Genomic DNA, 16,779 nt, shown 5'->3' on the forward strand with positions numbered 1-16,779 from the left:
GCTTAAGTGGACGCCGGGCGGCGATAGGCCTGCACTTCGCCCGGCACGCTCAGGCTTTGCAGGGAGCCGGGTGCGGCGCCGCCGATCCAGCCCAGCACCGAGCGGGCGAGCTCGGCGCCGGCCAGCCGGAAGTTCTCGTTGACGACCAGCAATTCGCTGCGAAACAGATGCAGAAGCTCCGACGACTGCTTGGATACCACATCGACATCGCGGCCAAGCTTAAGGCCGGCATCTTCGATGCCGGCGACGATGGCGAGCGTCGCGGCGGCGGCGCTGCTGATGAAACCATCCGGACGGTTTTCGCGGCGCATCAGCTGCGCGGTCCGCATTCTGATCTGCTCGATCGAATGATCGATCGAAACGGTGTTGAACGGGATTTCGCTGGCGCCGACCTCGCTCAGCGCATCGGCAAAGCCGGCGAGCATGTGGCCGTGATAAGTCAGCTCGACGGGCGGCGCCAGCAGAGCCAGCCGGCGGCGGCCGATGCCGGCCAGATGGCGCACTGCCTCGGCCGCGAAAGCGTAATTGTCGAAATCATGGTAGGGGTGGATCAGCCCCATATCGGTGCGGCCGTGCGTGGCAAAGGGAATGCCGCGCTCCAGCATATAGCGGGCCCTCGGGTCGTTCGGCTGCGTGCGCGAAATGATGACGCCGTCGGCTGAACCGGTTTCCACGAGATAACGGATCGGGTCCAGCGGATCCTGCGAGCGCGAATAGGGCGTCACGATCAAATGATAGGGCGTATCGGCGATGACTTCCGAAACTCCGTAGATGATATCCGAGACAAAGCTCATGATCTCGTGCTCGGTGTTGAGCACCAGGCTGATGACATTGGTCTTGCCGGTCCGCAGGCGCACGCCGGCGCGGTTGGGCCGATAACCGATCTGCTTGGCGACAAGCTGGACGCGCCGCTTGGTCTCGGCGCCGATCTCAGGCGCGTCCTTTAACGCGCGCGACACGGTGGTGACGCCCAGCCCGGTCATGAAGGCGAGCGTCTTCAGTGTCGGCCGGCCCTGGCCCGACGCCTCGTCGGCCTTCTCTTTTTGATGCCTGTTCATTCGTCCCGCCCCGTCAGGCGCATAGCAGTTGCCGGGCAGGCCGGCAATCGGCGGGCCGCGGGTACGCCGCGGGCCTTCACCGAATGAGACCGCTATATACTGAAACGTTACAGATTGTCACTGCCATCGCCTTATCACTGGTGACAGGCGCAAAATGAGCGATACTTCAATCGGCGCAGAAAGAGCGACTGGAACGGGCTTTTCTCGTTTTTGGGCGCCGCAGCATTTACTTTCGCGATGCAACCTCTCTTGTTGCGTTGCGGTAGGCTGGCGAGCTGATTGATTTTATTCGTGTTTCGAAAAAATGTGATGGCGCCTTTGCCCGAGGGGTTGCGCGTCTGAAGCAATTGCCGTATCCAAAATCTGTAACGTTTCAGATTCTGGGAGGAACGAAATGCGATACCAACTCATGACTGCTGCGCTGGCAGCGACGGCCGCGCTGCAGTTCGCCGGCCCGGCGGCCGCGACGGATCTGGAAGTCACCCATTGGTGGACTTCGGGCGGTGAAGCGGCGGCGGTTGCCGAACTCGCCAAGGCTTTCGACGCGACTGGCAATCATTGGGTGGATGGCGCTATCGCCGGCTCCGGCGGCACGGCGCGGCCGATCATGATCAGCCGCATCACCGGCGGCGACCCTATGGGCGCGACCCAGTTCAATCACGGCCGGCAGGCGGAAGAATTGGTGCAGGCCGGGCTGATGCGCGACCTCACCGATCTCGCCACCAAGGAGAAGTGGACGGAAATCGTGCAGCCGAAGAGCCTGCTCGACGGCTGTACCCTCGACGGCAAGATCTATTGCGTGCCGGTCAATATCCATTCCTGGCAGTGGCTGTGGCTGTCGAACGCCGCCTTCGAAAAAGCCGGCGTGCCGGTGCCGAAGAACTGGAATGAATATGTCGCTGCCGCGCCCGCGCTGGAAAAAGCAGGCATCCAGCCGCTCGCGGTCGGCGGCCAGCCCTGGCAAGCCTCCGGCGCTTTCGACGTGCTGCTTGCGGCGGTCGGCGGCACCGACGCGTTCCTCAAGGTCTACAAGGACAAGGACGCGGAATTCGCCGCCGGGCCCGAGGTCGCCAAGGTCTTCAAGGCGGCGGACGACGCCCGCAAGATGGCGAAGAACACCAATGTGCAGGACTGGAACCAGGCCACCAATCTGGTCATCACCGGCAAGGCCGGCGGCCAGATCATGGGTGACTGGGCGCAGGGCGAGTTCCAGGTTGCCGGCCAGACCGCCGGCAAGGACTATACTTGCCTTCCGGGCCTTGGTCTCAACGAGGTCATCGCCACCGGCGGCGACGCTTTCTACTTCCCGCTGCTGAAGGACCCCGAAAAATCGAAGGCGCAGGAAGTGCTGGCCCACACGCTGCTCGATCCCAAGACACAGGTCGCCTTCAATCTCAAGAAGGGCTCGCTGCCGGTGCGCGGCGACGTCGACCTCAAGGCGGCGAACGACTGCATGAAGAAGGGGCTCGAAATCCTCGCCAAGGGCAACGTCATGCCTTGGACGGACCAGCTGCTTTCGCAGGATACGCAGAAGCAGAAGGAGGATCTTTTCTCCGAGTTCTTCGCCAAGCAGGACATGACCGTGGAAGATGCGCAGAAGCGCTTCGCCGCCATCGTCGGTTCGGCCGATTGACGATCGACAACTGCCCTCACTCCCGCCCCTGCGAGCGCAGGGTCGGGAGCGTACCGCCCTTACCCGATCCAGCGCGGCTGTGCAGATGAGCAAGAGCGAACGCCCTAGCCAACTCTTTCGCAACCTCAATGCGAAGATCGCCTCGATCCCAATGATCCTTACCGCGCTGGTGATCTTTGTCGGCGGCAGCGCGTGGACGGTGCTTTATTCCTTCACCAGTTCGAAGCTCCTGCCGCGGCTGAATTTCGTCGGGCTCGACCAGTACTACCGGCTGTGGTCGGTGCCGCGCTGGCTGGTCTCGATCGAGAACCTGCTGATCTACGGCGTGCTGTCGCTGCTGTTCTCGCTGGTGATCGGCTTCCTGCTTGCCGCCCTGCTCGACCAGAAGATCCGGTTCGAGGACACGTTCCGGACCATCTTCCTCTATCCCTTCGCCCTCTCCTTCATTGTCACCGGCCTTGTCTGGCAGTGGCTGCTCAACCCCGAATTCGGGATCCAGGGAGTGGTGCGCAGCCTCGGCTGGGAGAGCTTCAGCTTCAATCCGCTCTATGATTCCAGCATCGTCATCTACGGCATATTGATCGCCGCTCTCTGGCAGGGCACCGGACTCATCATGTGCCTGATGCTGGCCGGCCTGCGCGGGATCGACGAGGATATCTGGAAGGCAGCGCGGGTCGACGGGATACCAACCTGGAAGACCTATCTGTTCATCATCATACCGATGATGCGGCCGGTCTTCATCACCACGCTCGTCATCATCGCTGCCGGTATCGTCAAGATCTATGACCTGGTTGTCGCCCAGACCAGCGGCGGGCCCGGCATCGCCTCCGAAGTCCCGGCCAAATATGTCTATGACTACATGTTCTTCGCCCAGAACCTCGGTCAGGGGTTCGCCGCGTCGACCATGATGCTGCTGTCGGTGATCATCGTCATCGTGCCGTGGGCCTATCTCGAGTTTGGAGGCAAGAAGCGTGTCTGACCATACCGTTTCCTTGCCGGCCGGCCCCGGCACGCTCGAAGCGTACGGGCCGAGCGGGCCGAAGCCGCGGCATATGTTCTCGCGCCGCAACATCTTCCTCTACGGCACGCTCATCGTGGTGGCGCTCTACTATCTTTTGCCGCTCTACGTGATGGTGGTGACATCGCTCAAAGGCATGCCCGAGATACGCCTCGGCAACATCTTCTCGCCGCCGATGGAGATCACCTTCGAGCCCTGGGTCAAGGCCTGGTCGAGCGCCTGCACCGGGCTCAATTGCGACGGGCTGTCGCGCGGCTTCTGGAATTCCGTGCGCATCACCATTCCGTCGGTGATCCTGTCGATCGCGCTCGCCTCCGTGAACGGCTATGCGCTTGCCAACTGGCGCTTCAAAGGGGCCGACACCTTCTTCATCATCCTGATCGTCGGCGCCTTCATCCCCTACCAGGTGATGATCTATCCGATCGTCATCATCCTGCGCGAGATCGGCCTCTATGGCAGCCTCAGCGGCCTAGTGATCGTCCATTCCATCTTCGGCATGCCGATCCTCACACTTTTGTTCCGCAACTACTTCTCTTCCATGCCGGAGGAGCTGTTCCGGGCAGCGCGCGTCGACGGCGCCGGCTTCTGGGGCATCTATTTCCGCATCATGCTGCCGATGTCGCTGCCGATCTTCGTTGTCGCCATCATCCTGCAGGTGACCGGCATCTGGAACGATTTCCTGTTCGGCGTCGTCTACACCCGCCCCGACACCTATCCGATGACGGTGCAGCTCAACAACATCGTCAACTCGGTGCAAGGCGTGAAGGAATACAACGTCAACATGGCAGCCACCATCCTGACCGGCCTCGTGCCGCTGATCGTCTATTTCCTGTCCGGAAAATTGTTTGTGCGCGGCATCGCCGCCGGCGCGGTGAAAGGATGATGGCGATGACCGCAAACCGCAGCGTTGAGGTAAACGGCAGCAGGGGGGCAAACGGCACCAGCGTCTCGATCCAGAACCTGTCGCTGAATTTCGGCGCGGTATCGGTGCTGCAGACGCTCAATCTCGATGTCGCCGAAGGCGAGTTCATCGTGCTGCTCGGCCCGTCCGGCTGCGGCAAGTCGACCTTGCTCAACTGCATTGCCGGGCTGCTCGACGTTTCCGAAGGCCGCATCTTCATCAAGGGCAAGAACGTCACCTGGGAAGAGCCCAAGGACCGCGGCATCGGCATGGTGTTCCAGTCCTATGCGCTCTATCCGCAGATGACGGTGGAGAAAAACCTGTCGTTTGGGCTGCGCGTTGCCGGCCTCGCCAAGGACGAGATCGCCAAGCGCATCGCCCGGGCCGCCGAGATCCTGCAGATCGAGCCGCTTTTGCATCGCAAGCCCGCGGCTCTGTCCGGCGGCCAGCGCCAGCGCGTGGCGATCGGGCGCGCACTTGTCCGCGACGTCGATGTCTTTCTGTTCGACGAGCCGCTCTCCAATCTCGACGCCAAGCTACGCGCGGAATTGCGCGTTGAGATAAAGCTGCTGCATCGCAAGCTGGAAAACACCATGATCTACGTCACCCACGACCAGATCGAGGCGATGACGCTGGCCGACCGCATCGCGGTGATGAAGGGCGGCGTGATCCAGCAGCTCGATGCGCCGCAGACGATCTATAACCGGCCGGTCAACCGGTTTGTCGCCGGCTTCCTCGGCTCGCCGGCGATGAACTTTCTCGACGGCAGGCTGGAGCAGGCGGAAGGCGACTGGCACTTTGTCGTCGAGGATGTGCGGATCCCGCTTGCCACCTATGCTTTCGAGAAGGACCCGGTGCCGGGCCCGGCCGTGTTCGGCATCCGCCCCGAGCATGTCGCGTTCAACAGCGGGGCGGGATGGCCGTTCGCAGCCACGGCAAATGTCGAGGTCGTCGAGCCCATGGGTTCCGACACGCTGGTGTGGCTGAAGCTCGGCGGCCAGAATTTCACTGTACGCGTGACATCGGAACGCACGCCGAAGAACGCCGAGGCGGTGGGCATCGGATTTGACCCGATGCGCGCCTCGCTGTTCGACGCCGCAACCGGCAGCCGCCTCTAGATCATGATTTAACCGTCCAACATCCATCCCTCGCCCAAGACTTAACCCTCCCCCAAGACTAACCCTCCCAAGAAAACGGACAGACACGATGAACTGGTCATTCCAACTTTACAGCGCCCGCAATTTCCAGCCCTGGGAGGGCGTGCTCAAAATGCTGGGCGAGCTTGGTTACAGCCAAGTCGAAGGGTTCGGCGGCGTCTATGACGATCCCAAGGCCTTCCGTGCCGAGCTCGACAAGAACGGGCTCGCCATGCCGACCGGGCATTTCTCGATCGACGCACTCGAGAAGGATTTCGACGGCGTGCGCAGAACGGCCGATGCGCTCGGCATCACGCTGCTCATCTGCCCCTTCCTGAACGCCGAGTTCAGGCCGGCCGACGCGGCCGGCTGGCGCGGCTTCGGTGAACGGCTGGCCAAGGTCGGCGAGACGGCTGAGAAAGCCGGCTATGGTTTTGCCTGGCACAACCATGATTTCGAGTTCAAGGCGCTTGCCGACGGCTCGGTGCCGCAGGACCATATCCTGTCTTCGGCGCCCGATATCGGCTGGGAGATGGACGTCGCCTGGGTGGTGCGCGGCGGCGTCGACCCGCTGCCCTGGATCGAAAAGCACGGCAAGCGCATCGTCGCCGCCCATGTCAAGGACATGGCCAAGCCGGGCGAGGGCCTCGACGAGGACGGCTGGTCCGACGTCGGCCACGGCACCATCGACTGGCCCGGCCTGATCAAGGCGCTGCGCGCCAAAAGTGCGGCAAAATACTACGTCATGGAACAGGACAACCCCAACGACATCGAGCGCTTTGCCCGCCGCTCGATCGCAGCCGCCAAGACCTATTAGGAGCACACCAGCATGGCAACAAAACTTGGGATTGGCGTCATCGGCTGCGGCAACATCTCGAAGGCGTATTTTTCACTGGCGCCGCTATTTCGCGGCATCGAGATGCGCGCCTGCGCCGATATCAACATGGAAGCGGCGAAAGCGCGGGCAAAGGAGTTCAAGCTGCGCGCCGAGACCGTCGAGGGGCTGCTCAAGGCGGACGATATCGACATCATCGTCAACCTGACCATTCCGGCGGTGCATTACGAGGTGTCGAAGCAGATCCTCGACGCCGGCAAGCACGTCTATTCGGAGAAGCCGTTCGTACTGTCGGTCAAGGAAGGGCTCGACCTGAAGAAGCGGGCGGAAAACAAGGGGCTTCGCATCGGTTCGGCGCCCGATACGTTCCTTGGCGGCGCACACCAGCTTGTCCGCGACCTGATCGACACCGGCAGGCTCGGCAGGATCACCAGCGGCACCTGTCATGTGATGAGCCATGGGATGGAGCATTGGCACCCCAATCCGGACTTCTTCTTCCAGCCAGGCGCCGGCCCGGTGCTCGACATCGGACCCTATTATATCACCAATCTGATCCAGCTGATCGGGCCGGTGAAGCAGGTCGCCGCCTTCGCTTCGATCCCGATGACGGAACGCATCATCAGCTCGAAGCCGCGCGTCGGCGAAAAGATCCCGGTCTCCACGCCGACGACGATCCACGGGGTGTTGGAGTTCGAGAACGGCGCCGTGGTGACGCTCAATACCAGTTGGGACGTCTGGAGCCACGGCCACGCGCCGATGGAGCTCTATGGCGAGGCGGGCACGGTGTTCGTGCCGGATCCGAACTTCTTCGGCGGCGAGGTGCGCTACACCGAAGCCGCCAAGCCGGTGAAGAAGCTGCCGAAATGGCGGCACCCGTTCGGCGTGCCCAACGAGATGCACTCGCAAGGCATGATGGCCAACTACCGCACCGCCGGTCTGGCCGACATCGCGATCGCGATTACCGAAGGCCGGCCGCACCGCTGCTCGATGGAACTGGCGCTGCATGCCGTCGACGTCATGACCGGCCTGTTGCGTTCGGGCGAGACCGGAAAGTTCGTTGCCATGCAGACCAGCTGCGAGCGGCCTGAAGCGCTCGGCGTCAAGGCGGCGAAAGAGCTGCTGGCGAAGAAGAAAACGAAGTAGGCGGCGCACTCAAGGGATCGCGGCCCCCTCCCCGTTCTTACGGGGCGAGGGTAAGGGGTGAGGGGCGGAGCCGACTCACCCGTTTTCGCGGCGGCAATTGTCGAACTCGCTTCAATCTGAGGATTTCCCATGCCCTATGTCCCCGCCGAAAACCGCTACGAAAAGATGATCTACAATCGCTGCGGGCGGTCCGGCCTGAAGCTGCCGGCGATCTCGCTTGGGCTCTGGCACAATTTCGGCGACGACACACCGCATAGAACCAAGCAGGCGATCACCCGCAAGGCCTTCGACCTCGGCGTCACGCATTTCGACCTCGCCAACAATTACGGCCCGCCGCCCGGCTCGGCGGAGCGGGCTTTCGGCGAGATCCTGCGGACGGACTTTGCCGGCTATCGCGACGAGCTGATCATCTCGACCAAGGCCGGCTACGAAATGTGGGCAGGACCTTATGGCGAGTGGGGCGGGCGCAAATATGTGCTGGCCAGCCTCGACCAGAGCCTGAAGCGGATGGGGCTCGACTATGTCGACATCTTCTATTCGCACCGCTTCGACCCCGAAACACCTCTGGAAGAGACGATGGGTGCGCTCGATCACGCGGTGCGCTCGGGCAAGGCGCTTTATGCCGGCATTTCCTCCTACAATTCGCAGCGCACACGCGAGGCCGCCGACATATTGAAACAGCTCGGCACGCCTTGCGTGATCCATCAGCCGAGCTATTCGATGCTCAATCGCTGGGTCGAGGATGACGGCCTGCTCGATACGCTTGAGGGGCTTGGCGTCGGTTCGATCGTGTTCTCACCGCTGGCGCAAGGCATGCTGACCGACAAATATCTCGGCGGCATCCCCGACGGCAGCCGCGCCAGCCAGGGCAAGTCGCTGCGCCCGGCCTTCATCAACGACAAATCCATCGCCAATATCGAGGCGCTGAACGTGATCGCCCGTCGCCGCGGCCAGACGCTGGCGCAGATGGCGCTGGCCTGGGTGCTGCGCAGGGGCAGGGTGACGTCGGCGCTGATCGGCGCCAGCCGGCCGGAACAGGTCGAGGATTGCGTCAGCGCGCTGAAGGCGCTCGACTTCAGCGATGCCGAGCTCGCCGAGATCGACACCTTTGCACGCGAGTCGGATATCAATCTCTGGGCGGCGTCGGCCGAGCGCAAGGGTCCGCCAAGGAAGTAGGCGACTGCGGCATCCACGGCTCAGACCGGGAACGACGATGCGAGCATGGTGAGCCACGCGGTCAATCTACACAACGACAGCCGGGCGAACATAGTAAAGAGTGCACTGTCACCGTAATTCCTCGTAATTCCTGCCAGGCTTCAGGGAAGGTGTTCGAGTGTATCTGGCTTTGTGCGACGAAAGCTAACTTGCTCCAATTTTCCAATTTCTAGTTCGACAGAGATGCGTCCGCCGTCGTTGAGCTCTATTTCGAGGGCGTCTTGATCGAATTTTACGGGAACTATGCTCATACCTATTTTCCAAAGAATTGGAAGTGATCCTTTGTGTTTTACGACATCGTAATTTGAGAGCTCATCTGAAATATAGACTTTAAAATCTCTATTTATATCTATCGATATCCTATCGCCCATGTCTAAGGATAAAGCTTCAATCACAACCGAATACAATTCGATTCTAATCAAAGTTACTTCGGTATTCTCAACCCATGATATCCTATTACTCATTACGGAAACCTCAATGAATTGAATGGATCTACAGCATAGTAAGGCAAAGATCGCTATCATTCAGTACAGTCCACCCGGTAACTGGTGAAATTTAATTACGGTGACGGTGCACCTTTTTGAGCCGCGACATCCGTGTCGAGCAAATCGAACAGCCCGTCGACGATGGCAGCCGGTCCTTCATCGGTCTCAGATTCACAACGCCGTCGAGTTGATCCGTCAGATGCGCCCGGGCGCTTGACCAAGGCCAATCGGCCGCCTGCCTCACCAGTCCCGCGCGCACAGGGTCCGGCAACTCGCGTGCGCGGGGTCAGATTTGCCACTTCAGTTGGCAGCCGTCTTCGACCTCGACAGCCAGCGGCTAACTTTCGGCTGCCTTGAGGCTCCGCGCGGCTTCCTCGAGCGTCGCTCTATCGTTGCCAAGTCTGTCGATCAGGTCTTGCGCCTGATCACCGGTTATCCCGGTGCGCATCGCCAGCGCCTCGACCGTCAGAACGTCGGAACTGGCGATCGTTCCAGCCGGAACGCGGTCCGCGTCGTCGAGGTCAAGCTCATGTTTCGCCTGCTGCCAATGACGCTCATGGGCGCCGTGCGGGCGGCCCTCGCGCACCCAGATTTCATATGCTCGCTGCCGAATTTTTTCATGCCGATCGTCATCCATGGCGGTTCCTCCCTTGTGGGTTTTCACCAACGCCGGGAGTGCCGGAACGATCCGACGCTCGCGCCGATTTCGCACACAAGCCGGGACAAACCCGGATTTTCATCGAACAAACACCGGACAGACGCGTTTTGCGGAGGAACCTAGATAGCGGGCCGGCCGTTGATCCGAACCTGAGCAAAGGAGATAACGATGGCCGACGAACCGAACGAATCCGCAGCACCGAAAATAACTCAGCGTGAAGCTCAGGAAGCCCTGGAGAAGCAGGTCGCGCAGCTGAGGCGCGAGATCAACAAGATCAACCGGACCTTGGCCGAACGCGCGGAAGAGGCGATCGAGGACGCCGGCGATTGGTATGACAACGCTGCCGAGCGCGCCTCTCGGACGGCACAAGCCCTCCGCAACAGGGCGCAGACAGTGTCCGGGGTTGTCCAGGAGAATCCTGGCACAGTATCGTCCGCCTTCATACTCGGCGTGGCCCTAGGGGCATTACTGGGCCTCGCCTTGGCCGCCACAGACCAGCGCCGCGATCGCTGGTTCTAGTCCCAACCTAAAGTTTCCGGACAGAAACGGCGGGATTGCTCCCGCCGTTCATTCAGCAGGCGAACGCGGTCAGGGCGTGGCCGGCTTCTGAGCCGTGCCGAGGGCTTTGGGCGCTGCCGGTGCGGGAGCCGCCGTCTTCATCTTGTCCTCGATCCAGCCGATGTAATTGGCCAGCCGCGTGTAGATGCCGTAAGCGTTCTTGTGGCCGCAGGCGGCGCTGCCGTCGGCCGGACCTTCGCCCCAGCTGACGACACCGACCTGCACCGGACCGTCGGCGCCGGTCATGAACAGCGGTCCGCCGCTGTCGCCATTGCAGGCGTCGCGCTCGCCGCTGGCGGTGCCGGCGCAGATCATGTTGCCGGTCAGCGGATCGGCCATATCAGCAGCAATTGCGTTGGCGGCCGCCTCGATGCCTCTTTCCGAGTAACGCATGCGGCGGGCGAGCTCGCCGAGCGCAGCCTTCAAATCATGCGCATAAATCGCCATGATGCCGCTGTTGCAGATTGCGTTCGGCTGGAGGTCCAGGTCGGCGACCATCAGCGCCGTGGGAAATGTTCCGTCCTGCATCTTGCCCCAGCCGGTGACCGTCGTCTTACCGGCGTCGGGGGTCGGCCCACGGGCAAATTTGATGGTCGGGGCATCGGCCGGCTCGGCCAGCCGGATCAGGCCGAGATCGTTGTCCAGCGTCTGCTCGCTGTAGCCTTCGTTGACGATGATCTCCACCGCCTTGTAACGCTTGCCCTCGCTGAGATCGGTGGCGCCGGTGAGCACGGTGACCACATCAGGCGAAATCGGCTCGCCATTGTCATTGAGGCAATGTGCCGCCGTCAGCACCCATTGCGGCGCAATCAGGCTGCCGCCGCAGAACTGCGCATTCGCCTGCGAGGCCGGGCTTTCGTCCAGTCTGTCGGTGGTCAGCAACGCCACCTGGAACGGGTAAGCGCCCGTCTCGGCCTGCTTGCCGCCGTAGACGCGATCGGCGCCGTCGGGGTTCTCCGCCTTGGCTTTTGCCCGGGACTCGGTCACGGGTTTCATCGGCGAGATCGCCGCCTCCGGCCGGGCGGCCGCGTCATCGGCATGAACGGAATTGACGACCGGCAAGGCCGCCGCGATGCCAAGCAGCGAGGCGGCAGCAATCGGTCTGAACCTATGGATGATCTTCACCTCGAACCCCCTGAGACGATGTTCCGACAGATCAGCCTCGACGCATAATCCACTGAAATGGAACCGGCCGGTGAGGTCATGCCCCAAGGCGAAGCACGATCTGTCACCAAACCGAGTACCACTTCTGCTAATCGTGCTGTCGAGCCAAACCCGCCCAACATCCTATAGCCCCCCACGAGCTATGTGGAAGCAATTTGTCGTTGCCAATGTTGGATTATTTTAGGCAGTATACCGTTGCGGGCATTTTTGGCGGGGACCTAAACTGGCTGCACTGAATAATGGCCCGGTAAAGGCGCCGGCAACCAATTTCATTTTTCGGCGCCACCACGATCTCGACAATATTTCTATATCTTGATCCAGTCCTTGCTGACTTTTGGGAGCGTCTCACCATGACAAAACTGACACATAGCATTATTGTGTCCGCGTTGCTTTCCACCGCAATGTGGGCGGTTCCTGCCTTGGCTGCCGATCCAGGTTCCGCCAATGCCGGCAACGGCGAAAGCATGCGGGACGTGACATCGGGCGATTACAAGCCCGGCCGGGCGAAGCCGATCGCCCCGCCGAAACTGACCGACGACGAGGCCAACCGCGCCGCGCCGCTCGCCGACGAAGCAACGGCGGTCAAATCCTATGGCATCGTCGGCCGTTCCGCCGATGGCAAGGACATCAAGATCGACCCGAACGAGACGCTGAAGGACCTTGTCATCAAGGAAATGAACGCGCCCGCCGAGGGGCAGAAGTCCGACAATTCCGGGCTAAGCGGAGGCGAAGAGGCCGGCCGCCAGGTGTTCGGGGGGGACGACCGCGAGCAGATCAAGAATACCAAAACCTACCCGTTCACCGCGATCGGCTACCTCGAAGGCAAATCGAAGAGCGGCAGCTATGGCAGCTGCTCGGCGACGCTGATCGGTCCGCGCACGGTACTCACCGCGGCGCACTGCCTCTACAGTCACGAAGACAAGGCCTGGCTCGACAATATCCTGTTCGTGCCGGCTCTCAACGGGAAGACAGCCGACGACGCGCCGTTCGGCGCCTTCACTTATGAAAGCGCCTATATCGTCCAGGGCTTCATCGACAATTATCAGGGCTTTTACGGCTCGGTCGTGCCGTGGGATCTCGGCATCGTCACCCTGAAGCAGGATGTCGGCACCAATCTCGGCTGGCTGGGCTATGCCAATTACGTGGATCTCGGCGATTTCACTGCCAACATCATCGGCTATCCCGGCGACAAGCCGATGGGCACGATGTGGAAGGCGACCTGCGAAGTGCACGCCGAAAACATCGCCACCGAGTATTTCCAGTACGACTGCGACACTTATCCAGGATCGAGCGGCAGCTCGGTCTATGCCTATGACAATGGCTCCAAGCAGCGCGTCATCACCGGCGTGAACGTGGCCGAGAGCCCGGATGCCAATACCGCCGTGCGTCTGAACGCCATCAACGTCCAGTGGATCAACAGCCTGTACAAATAGGCCTGCCGAGTTTCCGCCGCGATCGTCGGGGCGGGCTATTTATTTAGCCGCATTTCTGCGACGCCAACTGTGATCACACTTGGCTGCAAAATGCTCCAAACCAAAGCCGGCGGCGGAGCATTTCCGTCGCCGGCTTTCGCATTTCGGGGATTATTCGGACTGGGCCGAGGGTGGCGCCTGGCGGACATAGTTCTCGATCGGCAGGGCGAAAGTCGGCGAACCGGCCTTGCGCTCCTTGTCGATATAGCCGGCAAAATAGCTCCAGAAGGAAGCGGCATAGTCGCGGAAATAGGAGTCGGCGACCTCACGCGAGCACAGCCCGCCTTCGACGCAGAAGGAAAGGCGGTTGAGGAAGTAGGCTACGCGGTCGAAATTGTCGCTGAACTCGGCAAGCGGCATGTCGCCGCCAGTTGCGCTCATCGCCTCGATACCAATGCGTTGCCTGAACACCTGTTCCTCGGTCGGCGTCGGATTGGCGCTGAGCAGATTGCCGTATTTGGCATTGAGTGCTGCAAGGCGTTGCTTGAGGGCCCGTTGCGCCTGCTGGTAGTCCTTGCTTTCCCAGAGCTCGACCAGCGACATCGTCTGCTCGACGCGCTTCTGCTCCTGGTTTGCCAGGAACTGGTAGACCGAAAAGATCAAGGTGAAGATGATCGCCAGGCGTACAAGCAATCCGGACCAGGCATAGACGAGCATGCGCCAGTCGCGATCGGTGAACGGGTTCGCCTCCTTCTTGACCTCGTGATTGCTCACCCACGGCAGGCCTTCGACGGTTTCCGGCAGTGACACCGGTTTCTTTTCCGATGTCGGCGCTGACACTGCCTGCTGTGTTGCGATGCCCCCCGCTTTTGTCATCCGCAGCTGTCCAGTTCTATGGTGGCGGACGGGTCGAGCACGATACCCGGCGTCTCAAGCTTCTTCTTCAGGCAATCCAGCTGCGCGCGCGAAACGATGAACTGCACGTCAGGCTCCACCTGCGCCTTGCCCGGCGACGGCAATGGCTCGACCACGCCGCGCGAGGCGCAGCTGCTGAGATCGACCACGACGGCGGTGTTGCCGGTTTTGGCGATTTGGTCATACTGGTCGAGAAAGCAACTCGCCAACTCGGAGTTGATGACGACCTCCTTGGCGCAGAGGCCGCAGGCCTCGTCCGCCGAGGCATTGGCGGCCAGCAACAGCCCGGCGACAAAGCCGGCGGTTGTTGCGCGCCACGAAAATACGATCCTGTTCACGAACGCCCTCATCCGTTTCGTTCGGCCGCCGACAGCGGCGGTCGAAGAATGTTCATTGTCAGCCGCCTAGGCAAGAGGCCTGGCCGGGCGCTTGATGTCGCCTCAAGCGCGCGGCACCGTCTCCATCGGGAAGATCATCACGGCGCCCTTCGATGCCTTGTCGTCGGTAAGCCGCATGGCCGACCGCGTCGCCGGCGCCATGCCGATATCGGCCAGCATGTCGGAGAAGCTTGGCTGTCCCAGTCCGCGCGTTACCGAGACAACGCCCTCTTGCGCCAGGAAGCTCAGATCCTGCTTCTCGCTCTGCGGCGGCGCTTGGGTCAAGACGGCGATCATCCGCTCCATGCCGAAGCTGGTGTCGGTGAATTTGAACAGGCCTTCCTCGAGGACGGCTCCCTCGGTTAGGCGCTCGGCGAGAAAATGCTGGATGGAATAATCAGAGCCGACATAGAGCACGTTGATGTCAACCAGGTTCGCCGAGCTGTTCCTGGCCAAAACATGCACCTGATCATCGGGCGAAACACGCGGCACCGTCGACGGCTCGATCGGCTGCAGCGTGTCACTATCGAGGCGCTTGATCCGGAACTCGACGTCGACCTCTTCCGGCCGATAGTCCGAAGCGGCGGCCAGCCTCGACAGGCCGATGGCGCGAAAGATTTTCGTCAGGTTCTTGGCCGCGGCATCGACCAACTTTCCGTGGTCATCCGGATGAATGACGATCAGCGGCGGCTTGCTGCCGTCCTTGAGCGTCATGTCGCCCGAAGCCGGCAGAAACCACAGTGCCGGCGCGTCGGTGGCATCTTCTGCAGCGCCGGCGACGGCATTCTCGCGCAGCACGGCGAGACGCAGATCGGCGCCCTTGCCCGGTTCGACCAGTGCGATATGGAAACCTGAGTTCTCCCTGGCCGCCAGTTCGTCGAGGACCGAACTGGCGAGCGCGGCCTCCGTCTCCAGGCCCTTGGTCGCCGCCGGCCGTGCGATCACGAGCTTGTAATCGACGGCGAGCTCGGCAAGCCGCGCATAGGCATTGGCGGGGATGTCGGCCAGCCTGAGCGCCGGCTTGCCGCCGAACTCGACCGGCTTGACGCGGCTTTCCAGATTCTTCGCCGATTGCACCTGGAGATAACCAAGCGCTTCGGACAGCGGCGACAGCGCCGAGGGCAATATTGCAAGCTTGCTGCCGGGGGTGAGGCGGTGCAGCAGTCCGGCGCCGATCGTGGCGTTATCGTCCTTGACGACGACCGGCCACTGCATGACCGCGTCGGTCTTGTCGGTGCCGAACACGCGTGCGTCGAGTTCTCCCTCGAATAGCGGCGTTGGCCGGTTGCGGCCGTCCGCCGAATACTGCTGCAGCACCGCCTGGCCGAGCTGGCGGTAGGTGATGTTGGGGTTCTCGGCCAATTTCGACAGGATGGTGAAGGTGAACAGGCCGAATCGAGGCGCATCGGCCGTGCCCTTGGGCAGTGGCATCTCAGGTGTCGTCTCCACCGTCTGCGCCGCGTAGAAGGCGACCAACTTACCCTTGGTGGTCGGCTCGGCGCCGGTCGGCGTCAGCTTGAAGGCCGGCTTGCGCTGGCCGTCCCCGTCAAAGCCGCGCGACGTGGCGGACGCAATCTCGTCATAGGCTTTCACCGCAGCCGCCCTGGCAGCGTCGTCGCCGCCGACCAGATCGGCGAACTCGACCTTGCGTTCCAGCTCGTCGTCGACCTCGGCCGCGCGCGTCGCCGTGCCGGAATGGCAGCAGTCGAACACGGCCCAGATAAAGGCGCCCTTGTCGCGGATGGCGTCGAGCGCGGTGCCGATCTCGTTGTCGACCAGCGCATTGGGCACGCCCTTTTCGCGGTTGACCCATTTGTCGATGTCGGACGGCAAGAAAATCTCGTCGAGGCCGTCGGTCTCGTCGCCCTTGTTCGCCGCGGGCTGCTGCGCACCATGACCGGACAAATGCAGGTAGACGAAATCGTCGCGCTGGACTTTGGCGGCAAGGTCGGCGAGTGCCGCCTTGATCGCCGCATGTGTCGGCGGTCCGTTGGCGCCCTCGACATCCTTGGCGAGCAGCGTGACGTTTTCGGCTGAGAACTTCACCGGCGCGGGCGTGTTCTTCAGAAGGAAATCGCGCACCAGGCCGGCATCGTTCTTCGGTCCGATCAGCCAGTTCTTCCGCGGCAGGTTCGGATAATCGGTGCAAGCAACGAGCAGCGCGTGGTAGGTGCGCGCCGCTGCGAATGCCCGGAACGGAAGCAAGCCGGCGGCCGCCAGCGCGGACGTGCCGGCAAGCAGCGTCCGCCGAGTCAATTTGATCATGATTGC

17 protein-coding genes are annotated in these 16,779 nt (G+C 61.8%); 9 read left to right on the forward strand and 8 right to left on the reverse strand.

Going from position 1 to position 16,779, the window contains the following annotated elements; all coding sequences use genetic code 11:
- Nucleotides 1-2: 2 nt before the first annotated feature.
- Both NKJ94_RS11730 and NKJ94_RS11735 read right to left on the reverse strand, forming a co-directional pair.
- Entirely contained in the window at nt 3-1,058 is a 1,056-nt protein-coding gene (locus tag NKJ94_RS11730; RefSeq protein WP_352525131.1) for a LacI family transcriptional regulator, read from the reverse strand.
- A gap of 134 nt (nt 1,059-1,192) precedes the next feature.
- Nucleotides 1,193-1,405 carry a hypothetical protein gene (locus NKJ94_RS11735; RefSeq protein WP_352525132.1) on the reverse strand — a complete coding sequence of 71 codons (213 nt, stop codon included), beginning with the start codon at nt 1,403-1,405 and terminating at the stop codon, nt 1,193-1,195.
- 47 nt (nt 1,406-1,452) lie between these two features.
- Between NKJ94_RS11735 and NKJ94_RS11740 the strand changes: the two genes are divergently transcribed.
- The 7 genes from NKJ94_RS11740 (at nt 1,453) to mgrA (ending at nt 8,900) form a co-directional block, all read left to right on the forward strand.
- Nucleotides 1,453-2,691: an ABC transporter substrate-binding protein gene (locus tag NKJ94_RS11740; RefSeq protein WP_352525133.1), complete on the forward strand. Its 1,239-nt coding sequence runs from the start codon at nt 1,453-1,455 to the stop codon at nt 2,689-2,691.
- An 85-nt stretch (nt 2,692-2,776) separates the two neighbouring features.
- On the forward strand, nt 2,777-3,670 hold the full coding sequence (locus NKJ94_RS11745) for a carbohydrate ABC transporter permease (RefSeq protein ID WP_352456791.1): 894 nt from the start codon (nt 2,777-2,779) through the stop codon (nt 3,668-3,670).
- Nucleotides 3,663-4,592 carry a carbohydrate ABC transporter permease gene (locus NKJ94_RS11750; RefSeq protein WP_352525134.1) on the forward strand — a complete coding sequence of 310 codons (930 nt, stop codon included), beginning with the start codon at nt 3,663-3,665 and terminating at the stop codon, nt 4,590-4,592. The genes NKJ94_RS11745 and NKJ94_RS11750 overlap by 8 nt, the downstream gene beginning before the upstream one ends.
- A 5-nt stretch (nt 4,593-4,597) precedes the next feature.
- A complete protein-coding gene (locus NKJ94_RS11755; protein ID WP_352525135.1) occupies nt 4,598-5,728 on the forward strand; it encodes an ABC transporter ATP-binding protein in 1,131 nt (376 codons plus the stop codon).
- A gap of 88 nt (nt 5,729-5,816) precedes the next feature.
- Nucleotides 5,817-6,563, forward strand: a complete 747-nt coding sequence (locus tag NKJ94_RS11760; protein WP_352525136.1) for a sugar phosphate isomerase/epimerase family protein — start codon at nt 5,817-5,819, stop codon at nt 6,561-6,563.
- Between the two features lie 12 nt (nt 6,564-6,575).
- A complete protein-coding gene (locus NKJ94_RS11765; protein WP_352525137.1) occupies nt 6,576-7,724 on the forward strand; it encodes a Gfo/Idh/MocA family protein in 1,149 nt (382 codons plus the stop codon).
- A gap of 129 nt (nt 7,725-7,853) precedes the next feature.
- Nucleotides 7,854-8,900 carry an L-glyceraldehyde 3-phosphate reductase gene (gene mgrA / locus NKJ94_RS11770; protein WP_352525138.1) on the forward strand — a complete coding sequence of 349 codons (1,047 nt, stop codon included), beginning with the start codon at nt 7,854-7,856 and terminating at the stop codon, nt 8,898-8,900.
- Nucleotides 8,901-9,040: 140 nt separating this feature from the next.
- On the opposite strand, the gene NKJ94_RS11775 is transcribed toward mgrA, so the two are convergent.
- Both NKJ94_RS11775 and NKJ94_RS11780 read right to left on the reverse strand, forming a co-directional pair.
- Nucleotides 9,041-9,403, reverse strand: a complete 363-nt coding sequence (locus NKJ94_RS11775; protein WP_352525139.1) for a hypothetical protein — start codon at nt 9,401-9,403, stop codon at nt 9,041-9,043.
- A 358-nt stretch (nt 9,404-9,761) separates the two neighbouring features.
- The gene (locus tag NKJ94_RS11780; RefSeq protein ID WP_352525140.1) at nt 9,762-10,061 is read right to left on the reverse strand and encodes a DUF2934 domain-containing protein; all 300 of its coding nucleotides are present in this window, start codon (nt 10,059-10,061) and stop codon (nt 9,762-9,764) included.
- A gap of 189 nt (nt 10,062-10,250) precedes the next feature.
- Here NKJ94_RS11780 and NKJ94_RS11785 point away from each other — a divergent pair, with 189 nt between their 5' ends.
- Nucleotides 10,251-10,601 (forward strand): hypothetical protein, encoded by a 351-nt coding sequence (locus tag NKJ94_RS11785; protein ID WP_352525141.1) that lies wholly within the window; start codon nt 10,251-10,253, stop codon nt 10,599-10,601.
- Between the two features lie 69 nt (nt 10,602-10,670).
- On the opposite strand, the gene NKJ94_RS11790 is transcribed toward NKJ94_RS11785, so the two are convergent.
- On the reverse strand, nt 10,671-11,765 hold the full coding sequence (locus NKJ94_RS11790; protein WP_352525142.1) for a S1 family serine peptidase: 1,095 nt from the start codon (nt 11,763-11,765) through the stop codon (nt 10,671-10,673).
- Between the two features lie 389 nt (nt 11,766-12,154).
- Here NKJ94_RS11790 and NKJ94_RS11795 point away from each other — a divergent pair, with 389 nt between their 5' ends.
- The gene (locus NKJ94_RS11795) at nt 12,155-13,237 is read left to right on the forward strand and encodes a trypsin-like serine peptidase (RefSeq protein ID WP_352525143.1); all 1,083 of its coding nucleotides are present in this window, start codon (nt 12,155-12,157) and stop codon (nt 13,235-13,237) included.
- Nucleotides 13,238-13,387: 150 nt separating this feature from the next.
- On the opposite strand, the gene NKJ94_RS11800 is transcribed toward NKJ94_RS11795, so the two are convergent.
- From NKJ94_RS11800 to NKJ94_RS11810, 3 genes are all read right to left on the reverse strand, one after another.
- Nucleotides 13,388-14,092, reverse strand: coding sequence for a DUF4760 domain-containing protein (locus tag NKJ94_RS11800; RefSeq protein ID WP_352525144.1), 705 nt, complete (start codon nt 14,090-14,092; stop codon nt 13,388-13,390).
- On the reverse strand, nt 14,089-14,469 hold the full coding sequence (locus NKJ94_RS11805; protein WP_352525145.1) for a hypothetical protein: 381 nt from the start codon (nt 14,467-14,469) through the stop codon (nt 14,089-14,091). The genes NKJ94_RS11800 and NKJ94_RS11805 overlap by 4 nt, the downstream gene beginning before the upstream one ends.
- Nucleotides 14,470-14,571: 102 nt before the next feature.
- A complete protein-coding gene (locus tag NKJ94_RS11810; protein WP_352525147.1) occupies nt 14,572-16,773 on the reverse strand; it encodes a caspase family protein in 2,202 nt (733 codons plus the stop codon).
- Nucleotides 16,774-16,779: the final 6 nt, after the last annotated feature.

The sequence above is a fragment of the Mesorhizobium sp. M0060 genome, from assembly GCF_040323155.1.
GTDB lineage: Bacteria > Pseudomonadota > Alphaproteobacteria > Rhizobiales > Rhizobiaceae > Mesorhizobium.